We start from the raw sequence: 14,591 nt of genomic DNA on the forward strand, positions 1-14,591 counted from the left end.
TCGTTTTATGCTTGTGCTAGTTTTTCTTCTTCTAATCGTTTTAACGCTTGCTTATATTCCTCTGGGAAAATCTTGATAAATTTTGGTAATTCTTTTTCCCAATTTTCAAGTATTCTCTGTGCCAACGGGCTTAAAGTAGCATTATAATGATTTTCAATTAACGTTTTTAGTTCATCAATATCCTTTTGTTCTATAACAGGATCTAGATTAAGAGATTCTTTATTACAATGTGCTTCAAACGTCTTTTTGTCATCATAGATATAAGCAATACCTCCAGACATACCTGCTCCAAAGTTTCTACCTACTTCTCCCAGAATTACTGCTACACCACCAGTCATATATTCACATCCATGATCTCCAATTCCTTCTACCACAGCTTTGGCTCCAGAATTACGAACACAGAATCTTTCTCCTGCTTTTCCATTAATGTACACCTCTCCATCTGTAGCTCCATATAATGTTACATTACCCGTAATCACATTATTTTCTGGGGTAATAGTAGCTTCTTCGGGGACTTTAATAATCAATTTAGCTCCAGAAAGCCCTTTCCCCAAATAGTCATTAGTATTTCCATTAACAATCATAGTTAACCCCTTGGTAGCAAAAGCTCCAAAGCTTTGTCCGGCAGCACCAGTAAAATTTAATTTTAAGGTGTTATCTGGTAATCCCTGAGCTCCATATATTTTAGAAATCTCATTACTTAAAATAGCACCTACTGCTCTATCTGTATTACAAATATCAAAATCGAGAGTGATTCTTTCTTTACGGAAAAGCGCTTGATGAGCCTGTTCTATAATTTCGAAATCTATAGATTTTCCAAGACCATGATCTTGTCCTTCTGTATTATAAATTTTTACGCCTTCGGGTGCATCTACCTGATGTAGAATTGGAGTAAGGTCAATTCCAGCTGCTTTATAATGTTCTATTGCCTTGTTATGATTTAACTTGCTAACCTGCCCTACCATTTCATCTATCGTGCGGAAACCAAGCTGTGCCATAATCTCACGTAATTCCTGAGCTACGAAATACATATAATTAACTACATGTTCTGGCTTGCCCTTGAATTTTTTACGCAATTCTGGATTTTGAGTTGCTATTCCAACAGGACACGTATTTAAATGACATACCCTCATCATTACACATCCAGAAGCAACTAACGGAGCTGTTGCAAAACCAAATTCTTCTGCTCCCAACAAACATGCTACAGCAACATCGCGTCCTGTTTTTAATTGTCCATCACATTCGAGTACAATACGGCTACGCAAATTATTCCCAACCAATGTCTGTTGTGCTTCTGCAATACCAAGTTCCCATGGTAATCCTGCATGTTTTAAAGAAGTTAAAGGTGATGCTCCGGTTCCTCCATCAAATCCAGAGATTAATACTACATCAGCTTTGGCTTTAGCCACACCAGCCGCTACGGTACCAACACCTACTTCTGAAACTAATTTCACATTTATTCTAGCATCTCTATTAGCCGATTTTAGGTCATAAATTAGTTGTGATAAATCTTCAATAGAATATATATCATGATGTGGTGGTGGTGAAATCAAACCTACATATGGTGTAGAATTACGCGTTTTGGCTATTTCTGGATTTACCTTTGGTCCTGGTAATTGACCTCCTTCTCCCGGCTTAGCTCCCTGAGCCATTTTAATTTGAATTTCTGCCGCGTTTGTCAAATAATTTGATGATACACCAAATCGTCCAGAAGCAACTTGTTTAATTGCACTATTTTTCCAGTCTCCATTTACATCTTTATAAAAACGTAACGGGTTTTCTCCTCCTTCTCCAGAGTTACTTTTTCCTCCGATACGGTTCATTGCAATGGCTAGATTCTCATGAGCCTCCTTACTAATTGATCCATATGACATTGCTCCCGTTTTAAAACGTTTTACAATTTCTGTCCAAGGTTCTACCTCATCTATCGAAATTGGATCATAATTAGAAAATTCTAACAGACCACGAATTGTCATTAAACTTTTAGACTGCTCATTTATTAATGTTGCATATTCTTTATATGTTTTAGAATCATTGTCACGAACAGATTTTTGTAATTTTGCCACCGACAGTGGGTTAAATTGATGTTTCTCTCCGTTACGTCTCCATCTATATTGCCCTCCTATTTCTAAATCTAAATCTGCTGCCACTTCATGTTCTACATATGCTCTTTTATGGCGCTTTGAGATCTCTTTCTCTATCTCATACAAACCTATACCTTCAATACGTGTTGCTGTATTTGGAAAATATTGATTTACCACTTTGGTGTTAATCCCTATACACTCAAACAATTGTGAACTTCTATACGAATTCAAAGTAGAAATTCCAATCTTATTCATCACTTTCAATATTCCTTTGCCAACTGCTTTATTATAGTTGTATATCGCTTCCTCAAAAGTAAGCCCTGAAATATTGTTTTCTTTAATTTGTTCTCCAATAATCTCATTTACCATATATGGATTGATAGCACTTGCTCCATATCCAAACAACAATGCAAAATGATGTACTTCTCTAGGTTCTGCAGATTCTATAATTATACTAACTTTTGATCGTTTCCCTAATTTTTGTAGACCACTATTTACATAGGAGCAAGCAAGTAAGGCTGGAATTGGAGCTCTATGTTTACTTACATTTCTATCGGATAGTATCACTACATTAGTGCCATCATCAATTACCTCTGACACATTCTTAAGCAATGCTTCAAGCGCATCTTCCAGACCATTTAACCCTCTATTAATGTTATATAACATAGGTATAGAAGTTACTTTAAATCCTTTTTCTGTATATGTTTTTATTTTGTCAAGATCCTCTTTGGATATTACAGGGTTCTGAATTTTTAGTTTATTACAGTGTTTCTCATCTATATTAAATATATTATGATCGGATCCTAAAGTCAAGCTAATATCAGTAATCATTTCTTCACGAATCCCATCTAATGGAGGATTCGTTACTTGAGCAAATAATTGCTTGAAATAATTATAAATTAATTGAGGACGTTCAGAAAGTACAGCAATTGGCGTATCAGACCCCATAGAACCTATTGGTTCTTTACCTAACTGCCCCATTGGAGCAATAATCGTATCGATATCTTCTTGCGTATATCCAAATACTCCTTTACGTTTGGCAATAGTTTCTTCTCCCAAAAACAAAGGACAATCATTATAAGGAATATCCTTAAGGTGTACCAGGTTATTATCTAACCATTCTCTATATGGATGTTTCGATGCAATTTCTTCTTTAATCTCTTCATCATTAACAATTCTTCCTTCGCCCATATTAACCAGGAACATTTTACCTGGCTCTAATCTACCATGATACTCAATATTACCTGGTTCCAGATCAACAACCCCTGTTTCTGAAGACATGATTACATAACCATCCTTAGTTACACTATAACGAGAGGGTCTCAATCCATTTCTATCCAGTACTGCTCCAATATAATTACCATCGGTAAATGGAATCGAAGCAGGACCATCCCATGGTTCCATTGCACAAGAGTTATATTCATAAAAGGCTTTCTTGGCCTCAGACATTTCTTTATTTTTCTCCCACGCTTCTGGTACCATCATCATCATGACTTCTGGAAGTGATCTTCCTGTCATTAATAACAATTCTACCACCATATCCATAGAAGCTGAATCTGATTTACCTTTTAATACTACAGGAAGTATTTTTTTGATGTCTTCACCAAACCAATCGCTCTTTAATAATTCCTCTCTAGAACGCATTCTGGTAACATTACCCCTTAACGTATTGATCTCTCCATTATGGCACATATACCTGAAAGGTTGTGCTAGATCCCAAGTAGGAAAAGTATTAGTTGAGAATCGTTGATGTACCAAAGCTAATCTTGTTACTACTTTTGGATCCATAAGATCCGTATAGTACAACTTAATATCTTCTGGCATTAATAATCCTTTAAATATTAAAGTCTTGGTAGATAAACTTGGTAGATAAAAGAATTTATTTTCAGAAAGTCTAGAACTATATATAGTATGTTCAGTAATTTTTCTGGCAGTAAATAGTTTTAAGTTAAAATCAAAATAGCTCTGGTCCTTTTTTTCTTTACCTATAAATAATTGTTTAATATAAGGTTCTGTTGTTGCTGCAATCTCACCCAAATGAATATGATCAACAGGCACATCTCTCCAACCTAATAATACTAATCCTTGATCTGCTATATTTTTCTCAAATGTATCGATGCAGAATTGTCGTTGGTTTTCTTTTTTAGGAAGAAAAACATTACTTACTGCATATTCCCCTGCTTGAGGCAATTCAAAATCACAATGCTCTACAAAAAAGTCATGAGGAATATCAATCAATATACCCGCTCCGTCTCCAGTTTTTCCATCAGCACTTACCGCACCTCGATGTTCTAATTTTTCAAGAATCTCTAATGCTTTATGAATAATATCATTTGACTTTTTTCCTTCTAAACTGCATATGAATCCTGCACCACATGCGTCGTGCTCAAATTCTGGTAAATACATTCCTTGTTTCTTCATACTGTTTTCCGATCTAATTATGAATTCATCATTAATTTAGTATCCATTACAAAATTGAGATGATTACAATGTTTCAAGTTGATGAAATTAACAAATCATTAAGGAACGGAAAAGAAAAAGGAATCATTCGGCTTCACTTTTTTGAGCTCACTAAAAAAAGACCATATTGGATAAAATAATCACAAAATAAGGACTTCTTATTACGAATTTGATAATGCGTTTTTTGTGAAAAACCAATAAAAACAATGTTTTACAAAAAATCATACTCACCTAATTATCAATAAATTACAATGAAAACGTTTTCGTAAAAAATCATTTTCAGCAAGGTATCAAATCACTATTTTTTTTCAAAAAAAATACATACCCCTAATTTTTTAGGGGGTAAATATCATAAAATGATAAAAATTACGTGTTTACCCCACAAAATTTGGATGTAAAAAATAAATTCACATATTTTTGAAAAAGATTTAACATTAATTTTAACTTTTATTCTTTATGAAGAAAATAGAAGCAATCATCAGAAGATCCAAATACAGAGTTGTAAAAGAAGCTCTTCATGATAAAGGGGTCACATTCTTCTCTTATTGGGATGTAACTGGTGTAGGAAACGAGCAAAAAGGAAGCGTTTATAGAGGTGTATCTTATAGTACCACCGATATCCAGAGACGATATTTATCTATTATAGTAAATGATGACTTTGAAGAAATAACAATAGCTACCATATTAGAAGCGGCAAAAACCGGAGAAGTTGGAGATGGAAAAATCTTTGTTTCTGAAGTTAATGAAGCCTACAGGATTCGTACTTCGGAAAAAGGTGGGGTAACCTTATCCTAATTTTACTTTTAAAAATAATCAACTTAAAAATTAAAATAAAATTTTATGAACGATATACAACAACAAGAGGTTCAAAAAGCAGTAGAAGCCGCAGTTGAAGGAATCAATGCTGACCTTGGCATATTATGGATTATCATTGCTGCTATTTTGGTATTCTTTATGCAAGCTGGGTTTACCTTAGTTGAAACGGGGTTTACCAGATCTAAAAACGCTGGTAATATAATAATGAAGAATTTTATGGATCTTGCCATTGGTTCTTTAATGTTTTGGGTAGTTGGATATTCTATCATGTATGGTGGAGATACTATCCTTGGAGGTTTCATGAGAGATCCTTCAGATTTAGCTTTTTTTAATAAAGAAGATTGGCATAACTTATTTTTTCAAACCGTATTCTGTGCAACTGCCGCAACCATAGTTTCAGGAGCAATAGCAGGAAGAACAAAATTTTCGACATATTTAATTTTCTCAGCTATTCTAACCACCATTATTTATCCTATATCGGGTAGTTGGTTATGGCCTTTTGATGATAAAGCTTGGCTTAACAACCTTGGTTTTATTGATTTTGCCGGATCAACAATCGTACATGCTGTAGGTGGATTTGCTGGACTGGTTGCTGCAAAATTAGTTGGACCAAGAATTGGAAAATATGCAGACGGTAAGGTTAACGTTGTTCAAGGACATAACTTGGTATTAGGTGCACTTGGTGTATTCATTCTATGGTTAGGATGGTTTGGATTTAATGGAGGTTCTCAATTAGCTTTTGGTGGCTCTAATTCTGTAGCTGTCGGTAGTGTTATTATCAATACCAACTTAGCAGCTGCTTTGGGAGCTATTACTGCATTGTTCTTTACCTGGATCAAGTACGGTAAACCAGACATCTCTATGACACTTAACGGAGCCCTAGCTGGTTTGGTAGGTATTACTGCAGGTTGTGGTAATGTTAACGCATGGGGAGCACTTGCTATTGGATTAATTTCTGGAATCGTAGTGGTATTATCTATAGAATTTATTGATAAAAAGTTAAAAATTGATGACCCGGTGGGAGCAATATCTGTACACGGTGTTTGTGGTTTCTTAGGAACTGTATTAGTAGGTGTATTTGCTATACCAGGAGATGAGTTTGCCGGAGGATTATTATATGGAGGAGGATTTAAGCAATTAGGTGTTCAAACTTTGGGTTCATTATCCATGATAGGATGGGCTGTGTTAGCTAGTTTTATTGTATTATTCATCTTAAAGAAAACTATAGGATTACGAGTTTCTGAAAAAGAAGAAATTGATGGATTAGATGTTCATGAACATGGAGTAAATGTTTATGGCAGAGATTAATTGAATCAAAAAAAAAGTAATTAAAAAAAGCGGATGATTTTAATACATCATCCGCTTTTTTTATTATTTAATAATTTGTATTGAAAATGGATAAGATGGGCGTTCTCCTTTATCAGCCTTTACAGCATTAATAATAGGAAATATAAAACATAATACTCCAATTACTGCCAGTCCTAAAGCTCCAAGTCCAAACAAAAATGTTAGTGGAATACAAATAAGTGCGTAGATAAACATGCTTATCTGAAAATTCATAATTGATTTCCCGTGCTCATCCATAGCTAGTACCCTTTCTCGTTGAGTTAACCATAATATAAGAGGTACTATAAACCCTCCAAACCCCGTAACAAGGTCTAATAATTGTGATAAATGTGTAATGACTAATACTGATTTGTCGTCTCTCATGGTTCTTTTGTTTTTTTTGGTTGATTGATGATGTAGTAATTGCTAAAAATATTAGCAACTTATATTGATATGACGAAAAAAATAGCATTTTGTTACAGTTAGTTTATCAAAAATTATATCACTATATCTTTTAATAAAAAAAACACCTCGAGAAAGGTCGAGGTGTTTAGTAACTACTAATTTAATGTCTATAATAAATTATGTTTAATTAACAATCAATTTTTGAGTTTTAGATTCTCCATCACTCCCATCAATTTTAACTAAATAAATACCTACTCCTAAGGATAAGCTACGTGTCGAAACGGTATTAACACCGGGTTGTAGTTCTATTTGAGCTTTTTCACTTCCTAAAATAGTATATATTGTAGCATTAATTCTTCCTTTGGCGTATTCATTAACATACAATGTAAAAACATCCTGAGCTGGATTAGGTGATAATTTTAATCCTGATAAACTTCCTTCGTTCTCATCTCCAAGTATCGGGGTAGCAGATTCTAATTCGGCAATTAAATTTTCTGCTGTAGCCGATTGTCCGCAAGATCCTTCATACACTTTTACATTACTGAATATAGATGTATTTCCGCTTCCGGCATCATTATCATTAATAAACACCAATCTATCCATACTCCCTGTATAAAAATTACCTACCGGAATTTGGTACGTTCTGGTTCCCGAACCTGGATAATTATCAAAATTACCAACTCCATAGTTTTGTGTACCATAAACTCTAAAGTACCTTGAAGAAGTTAGCGAATTATCATTTTCAAAACCAATTCCATGAATTTCACCTTGAGATGAACCACTAAATTCAAATTCGAGTACTGTATTTGCTGTTACATTATAGTTTAAAGCAATATACTTCCATGTATTATTCTGCAATGACAACGATGCTCCGTTATTTTGCACTGAAAAGTTACCCGAACTATCTTGATTTGAGAATGAGTTAATTTGAAAATCATCAAAATCTATGGTAGTACAACCTCCTGGAGGAGTAGTTCCTCCTAACCCCATAGCATCCCAAAAATCAGGTATTGTAGCTCTTTCTCCAAAATTAGAACCTCCGGATCCTGTACATCCTCCATAAGCATGAACACCAACTGCGTTTCCTGTTGCTGCATCAATTATTGGACTTCCCGAATTACCACCGGTGGTATCAGTTCTATACCTTACAAAGGTATTATTTACAGAAGATAACGGACCTGTATGAATTTGCTGTGTCTGATTATCTATACCTGTATCTGTACCAAATCCGGTAATTGTAATAGTATTACCAGGATTACTCTGTACAACATTAAATGATTTTCCTTGTGCCTGAATAGGAGTCTGTCCCGTTTGAGAATTTGCGCTAGCCATAAATACGGCCCAATCTGTTTCTGGCCTACCTCTAACATAATTAGTAACAAAATTACCTATAGGGTATTGATCCTCTGGACCTGGATGTACAATAGTACGATCTGGATTAGATTTTGGCACATTAAATTCGATAAGCTGCGCTCTACTACTAACACAATGTCCTGCAGTAACTAATCTACCATTGGTGATAATCCATCCTGTACAACCAATAGGAACTATTCGTCCAATTGCATCATCATTAGAATCTACTCTATCATCTGCAGATCCACATTGAGATTTTGCTCCAGGGTCATTTTCCCCTACTCCTACTTCTACAATATTGAAACCAATCGACTTTTCTCCGGGAGCTACTGTTAGCTTCAATGTAATCTCATCTCCATTAAAATAAGCCGTTGTATTTTTCCAATCTTTAATGGTCGTTGATGTTAATGTTTGTGTAGCACCATCTAATGCAGAAGTAATACTAAGTGTACTATTTTTTCCAAGATTTACATCCTTTAAAAATAAACGTAACCAGGTTGCCCCTTTTTCTGAAATAGTTCGTGTAATAACCTGAGAACTGCTTTTACTTTGAACACCCTCTGATTGTATTCTCATATTGTAGGGTTCATAATGTCTGGGGAGTTCATCTGTTTGCGCCCAATTTATTAAGGGTGAGAGCATAAAAATCATGCAAACCAGAACACCCAGCTTATGCAAGAAAAATGGTTTATTAAAATTTATTGAGTTTGTGTTTTTCATAAGAATAAGATTAAGATTAAAAATATATGGGTTAGACATTAAATTTAGTTAGTACATAGATTTTTGCGGTCAAATTAACTACTGCAAACCTGTATTCCACTAACTGGTCAACTCTTTTTAATCAAAAGAAAACCAGTGGTTTTCTCTTATTCTTTTTATTTTCCGAATCGAATAAAATAAGAAGTACTGTCAAAGTACATCTTCATATCCTCTCACAAGATAGAAAAGAAAAACAACTCCTCAAAAAACTTTGACAGGCAAAATTTAAAATACATTTATTAATGTCTATTTTTGCTTTTCGATACGTAAAACATATGATCGCACAAGATACCATAGTTGCATTAGCTACTCCTTCTGGAGCGGGGGCTATAGCTATTATACGTGTTTCAGGGAAAGAAGCAATTACGATATGTTCTCCTCTGTTTCACTCTATTAGTGGAAAAGAATTAAGCTCTCAAAAAAGTCATACTATTCATTTAGGGCATATTATTGATGGAGATAAAATTTTGGATGAAGTATTAGTTTCTATTTTTAAAGGAACAAATTCGTATACAGGCGAACCTACTATCGAAATTTCTTGTCATGGTTCTACCTATATCCAACAGGAGATCATTCAATTATTACTGCGTAAAGGGTGCCGAATTGCAAATCCAGGAGAGTTTACTTTACGCGCCTTCATTAATGGCAAATTAGATTTATCTCAGGCAGAAGCCGTTGCTGATCTCATTGCGTCAGATTCTGAAGCTTCTCATCAAATTGCTATGCAACAAATGCGAGGTGGTTTTAGTAATGAAATTAAAAAACTACGTGATGAACTTCTTAATTTTGCATCACTTATAGAACTAGAGTTAGATTTTGCAGAAGAAGATGTAGAATTTGCAGACCGAACACAGTTTAAGGATCTTATCTCAAGAATCACTAACGTCCTAAAACGTCTTATTGATTCTTTTGCCGTTGGGAATGTTATTAAAAATGGAATTCCTGTAGCCATTGTAGGAGAGCCTAATGTCGGTAAGTCAACATTACTCAATGCTTTACTCAATGAGGAAAGAGCTATTGTTTCTGATATCGCAGGAACAACTCGTGACACTATTGAAGATGAAATTAATATTGGAGGAATCGGTTTTAGATTTATAGATACAGCGGGAATAAGAGATACCAAAGATGTAGTAGAGAGTATCGGTATTAAAAAGACATTTGAAAAGATTGAACAAGCACAAGTAGTGATCTATTTAGTGGATAGTTCACAATTAAACCCAGAAAGTCTTCAGCAATTAAAAACTGAAATTGGGAAGATAAAGAATAAATACCCTCAAAAACCGCTAATCATAGTCGCTAATAAAGTCGATAAATTAGAGAATAATCAAATCAACCATTTGACCTCAGAAATCGAGAATATTCATTTACTTTCGGCCAAGCAAAATACCGGGGTCGAAGAATTACAAAATAAGCTTTTAGATTTTGTCAATACAGGTGCTTTACGTAATAATGAAACTATTGTTACGAACTCTCGACATTATGATGCTTTATTAAAAGCATTAGAAGAAATTCAAAAAGTACAATACGGTATAGATTCTGGACTTTCTGGAGATCTAATGGCCATTGATATCAGGCAAGCTTTATATCATTTTGGTGAAATCACAGGAGAAATTACCAGCGATGATTTATTAGGCAATATTTTTGCTAATTTCTGTATTGGGAAATAGATTCCTCCTTGGTATTCTTTTGGTAGGGTTTTGTCTAATTTTTATGAAATGAAGTAGAAAATAAAAATTCAATTATTATAATCTAGTAGATTTATCTTTACGATTTTTTTATAAAAAAAATGATTATCAAACTATTAATTGCAATTATAAGTGGTGTCGGGCTTGGAATAAGCCTCTTCTTTGGAATATATTTATTTAAAACTAAAAAAGTCCAGAATACAATATTAGGAACATTACTTATCGTGTTAACTTTAAGGATTACCAAATCTGTTTTCTATAATTATATTGAGTTACCTATTTTCATTAAGAATCTTGGCTTAGCCGCGAATTTAGCAGTTGGTCCTTTATTATATATCTATGGGTATTCTCTCTTCATAAAAACTAAAATTAGATTAAAATCAGTAATATTCCATTTTATTCCTAGTTTTATTTATGTGATCTTTTGTGATTATATCCCTAATGATACCAGTAACAATTTTTGGAAATTAAGTTATAGTTTCATCTTAGTGCATTCATTTTCCTACGTAATAGCAAGTCTATTTATTTCACAGAAAAGAAACATTGTAGTTAACAAAAAAGCAAAAGAATGGTATACTCTATTGGTTTTGGCTCTTTGTCTAATATGGTTGGTTTATGGATTAATATTTATTAAACTAATCCCTGTATATTCTGCCGGCATAATTGCCTTCTCTATTTTAATGTTTATTGTCTTTTTTTTAGCTTTCGATAGAAAAGAAATATTTGATAACAATTATCAAGAAAAATATCTTAACTCCAATATTACTATTGAAGATGGTAAGAAATACCTAAATCAAATAAGAAAGTTAATTGAAGAAAATGATCTTTATTTAAATCCTAATTTTAAATTAACATCATTATCCACAAGGCTTAATTTATCTTCCAGAGATATTTCAATGATTATAAATAGACATGCTAACAAGAATTTTTCGAGTTTCATTAATGAATATAGAATAAAAAAGGCAAAAGAACTACTAAATACCAGTCATCCAAATACAAAAATTTTAGCTATTGCTTTAGATTCAGGTTTCAATAGCCTTTCTTCTTTTAATGTAGCATTCAAGTTATATACAAAATCTACACCATCGGAATACAGATTAAAAAACGTTACTGAGTAATTTCTTAGTATGAAATCGCTATCGGATTCATGAATTCGATAGAAAGTATACTTAATTTTTAGTTGATTTAGAAAAACTTTAAAATTATGGATACAACAAATAGAAGACAATGGCTAAAAAAATCTTTGGCAACATCTGCAGCTTTAAGTCTATTCCCTTTGAATGCTTTTTCTGAAATTAATAGAGACCATTACGAGACAGATTACAATAGCGAAAAAAATGATGTAAGAAGGCTACTTTATAATGAAAATCACCTTGGTCCGAGTAAAAATGTAGAACATGTAATCAAGCAAGTTATATTCCGTAGCAATCGATACGCAACTTTCTATGAATATGATGCAAAAACTTTAAAACAATTAATAGCAAAGCAAGAGGGGTTAAAGCCTGAGAATGTACTATTAGGCCATGGATCTTTCGAACCTTTACTATGGGCAGCAACTCATTTTGGTAGTAAAGGAGAGCAAATAATTGTTCCCAGCCCAACTTTTGATGTGGTTGGTCTTTTTGCCAAAAAGATTGGAGCAAAAGTCACGCCAGTTGAAGTAGATTCAAATTTCAGAATGAATTTAACCGAAATGGAAGCTAGAATTACTTCTGAAACAAGTCTATTAACGCTCTGTAACCCCAATAATCCTACTGGAACTGTTGTGAAAACTGAAAAATTAAAATCATTCTGTAGGCTTGTATCTGATAAGACTACTGTACTTATTGATGAAGCCTACATTCATTATATGAATTCCTGGAGAAGTAAATCAATGGCACCTCTTATTGCTGAAGGAAAAAATGTCCTCGTTACTCGTACTTTTTCTAAAATATATGGTTTAGCAGGTTTACGAATTGGTTTTATGTTAGGACCAGATTCACTTATAGCAGAAATGGAGAAAAAGTTCACTTTAGGCTTTCCAGGGAATATGCCTAATTCACTTAGCGTTGCATCCGCAATTACTTCATTAAAAGATGATGTCTTCGTGGAAACATCAAGAAATAACAATATAGAAATACGGAATACATTTTATAAAGAACTAGATAAGTTTGGACTCAAATATATTCAAAGTGAAGCCAACTTTATATACTTTGATGTTAAAAACTTTAAAGCATACAAAGAACTTATGTGGAAGAACAAGGTTTTACTTGCAGGCGGTTGGCCAACCAAACCAAATTGGGCACGAGTAACGATGGGATCTGAAAATGACATTAGTTTCTTGTTTGATAAAATGAAGGGAAAGAAATGGTTATAACCATTTCTTTCCCTTCATTTTATTTCTTTTAATATACCTGTTTCTGTATTTAAGAGTCCTTTTAAATATAAACGTTCTCCGTTCTACTTTTCAATATACTAAGTGAAATAAAACCCTACAAAAAAAAACACAAGCTAAGATTTTCTCTATTGGTATTCCTAATTAATTTCTTTAATTATAATATCACTACCTCCGTAATCATCATTCTTTAAATCGAGCCAGTGTCTTATCCTGGGTAATTTCATTTCATTAATTTCAATCAAATTTTCAAAATACATCCTTTCCCCTTTTTCTTTATCATCTTCATGAAAAATTTCAACACCTACTACGTAGTTACTCTTTTTGGAGATATAAACATTCCAAAATTTTGTTATAATTGGTTCTTTTAATTCAATCACAATTTTATAACAAGCTTCTTTGTTAAAAATGACTTCACCACCATCATTTATGGTCTTTAGATACTCTGGTATGGACATAGGCAAGCCATACATCATTGAATAGAACCTTCTATAATTACTATTGCGACTAGTATCTAATCTGTATTTTTTGATTACTAATGAATCTATTACCTCGTTATCATCTAGCAAAACTGAATTCTCCCCTTTTTCATTAATACTATATTTAACAATATGCCCTTCCCTGTTTCTCGAAAGCTCAAACGTACCACTCCTATTATTCAGTTTTAAGATTGAATATCTTTTAGGATTGGAAATTCTAGGTTCTTGTATTTGAATTTCAATACTAGTCGTATTCCAGTTCTTATTTTTATCATGAGCAGCAATACTTTTATTCAATATAGCTGAAGCATCGATAGCCTCTTCTAGATCATTACAAGATATCAGGACTATCATAAATATCAAATGATACATTTTATTTCTCTTCATTCTTATTTTTGTTTTTTAAATAATTGAGTAACGTAATAGCTTCAAATGCTATTAAAGTTTTCACTAATAGTAAATATTACCATTCTAATAAATTTACCATCGTCATTTAGTTCTTTTACGTTAAGGCAATTGAGATATCACTGAATGAATCGCTATAATCTTATCATCTTTAATTTCCAAAGCTTCTGAAACTCGCATTTTAATATTGTTTTGAGTATTAATACCCTCATATATAATACAGGCAAAATCCTCTGTATATTTCGAAAAGATTAGGTTCACATCTTTCCAAGGAACAGGATTATTTGACATCATTTCAATAAATTCAATTTTATTATCGGTTTTAAAAAAGCCTAGATCTATTTTTACATGATCATGAAGGCAAGTAGCTGTTTCATCAAAATTGACAACATCTTGCCATGAGTTAAAGTATTGTAATGTTAATGATTCTGTTGTCATGGTTTAC

Annotated in this window: 10 protein-coding genes; 5 read left to right on the plus strand and 5 right to left on the minus strand. The window is 33.1% G+C overall.

Annotated features, from left to right (window positions below):
• Positions 1 to 5: 5 nt before the first annotated feature.
• Positions 6 to 4,505, minus strand: coding sequence for a glutamate synthase large subunit (gltB, locus tag PQF96_RS00190; RefSeq protein ID WP_271764666.1), 4,500 nt, complete (start codon positions 4,503 to 4,505; stop codon positions 6 to 8).
• A 495-nt stretch (positions 4,506 to 5,000) separates the two neighbouring features.
• Between gltB and PQF96_RS00195 the strand changes: the two genes are divergently transcribed.
• Both PQF96_RS00195 and PQF96_RS00200 read left to right on the plus strand, forming a co-directional pair.
• Positions 5,001 to 5,339, plus strand: a complete 339-nt coding sequence (locus PQF96_RS00195) for a P-II family nitrogen regulator (protein ID WP_109438550.1) — start codon at positions 5,001 to 5,003, stop codon at positions 5,337 to 5,339.
• A gap of 45 nt (positions 5,340 to 5,384) precedes the next feature.
• Positions 5,385 to 6,668, plus strand: coding sequence for an ammonium transporter (locus PQF96_RS00200; protein WP_109438549.1), 1,284 nt, complete (start codon positions 5,385 to 5,387; stop codon positions 6,666 to 6,668).
• Positions 6,669 to 6,731: 63 nt separating this feature from the next.
• Here the strand turns inward: PQF96_RS00200 and PQF96_RS00205 are convergent, their stop codons facing one another.
• Positions 6,732 to 7,070 (minus strand): DUF4870 domain-containing protein, encoded by a 339-nt coding sequence (locus PQF96_RS00205; RefSeq protein ID WP_271764668.1) that lies wholly within the window; start codon positions 7,068 to 7,070, stop codon positions 6,732 to 6,734.
• A gap of 204 nt (positions 7,071 to 7,274) precedes the next feature.
• Positions 7,275 to 9,164, minus strand: coding sequence for a trypsin-like peptidase domain-containing protein (locus PQF96_RS00210; protein ID WP_271764670.1), 1,890 nt, complete (start codon positions 9,162 to 9,164; stop codon positions 7,275 to 7,277).
• Positions 9,165 to 9,478: 314 nt separating this feature from the next.
• Here PQF96_RS00210 and mnmE point away from each other — a divergent pair, with 314 nt between their 5' ends.
• The 3 genes from mnmE (at position 9,479) to PQF96_RS00225 (ending at position 13,244) form a co-directional block, all read left to right on the plus strand.
• Positions 9,479 to 10,870 (plus strand): tRNA uridine-5-carboxymethylaminomethyl(34) synthesis GTPase MnmE, encoded by a 1,392-nt coding sequence (mnmE, locus tag PQF96_RS00215; protein ID WP_271764672.1) that lies wholly within the window; start codon positions 9,479 to 9,481, stop codon positions 10,868 to 10,870.
• A gap of 119 nt (positions 10,871 to 10,989) precedes the next feature.
• Positions 10,990 to 12,006 (plus strand): helix-turn-helix domain-containing protein, encoded by a 1,017-nt coding sequence (locus PQF96_RS00220; RefSeq protein ID WP_271764674.1) that lies wholly within the window; start codon positions 10,990 to 10,992, stop codon positions 12,004 to 12,006.
• An 86-nt stretch (positions 12,007 to 12,092) separates the two neighbouring features.
• Positions 12,093 to 13,244, plus strand: a complete 1,152-nt coding sequence (locus PQF96_RS00225; RefSeq protein ID WP_271764676.1) for a pyridoxal phosphate-dependent aminotransferase — start codon at positions 12,093 to 12,095, stop codon at positions 13,242 to 13,244.
• Positions 13,245 to 13,402: 158 nt separating this feature from the next.
• On the opposite strand, the gene PQF96_RS00230 is transcribed toward PQF96_RS00225, so the two are convergent.
• Together PQF96_RS00230 and PQF96_RS00235 are read right to left on the minus strand one after the other, a co-directional pair.
• Positions 13,403 to 14,128 carry a DUF6503 family protein gene (locus PQF96_RS00230; RefSeq protein WP_271764678.1) on the minus strand — a complete coding sequence of 242 codons (726 nt, stop codon included), beginning with the start codon at positions 14,126 to 14,128 and terminating at the stop codon, positions 13,403 to 13,405.
• 120 nt (positions 14,129 to 14,248) lie between these two features.
• Entirely contained in the window at positions 14,249 to 14,584 is a 336-nt protein-coding gene (locus PQF96_RS00235) for a hypothetical protein (RefSeq protein WP_109438532.1), read from the minus strand.
• Positions 14,585 to 14,591 lie beyond the last annotated feature (7 nt).

Source organism: Aquimarina algiphila, assembly GCF_947494415.1.
Classification (GTDB): Bacteria; Bacteroidota; Bacteroidia; order Flavobacteriales; family Flavobacteriaceae; genus Aquimarina; species Aquimarina algiphila.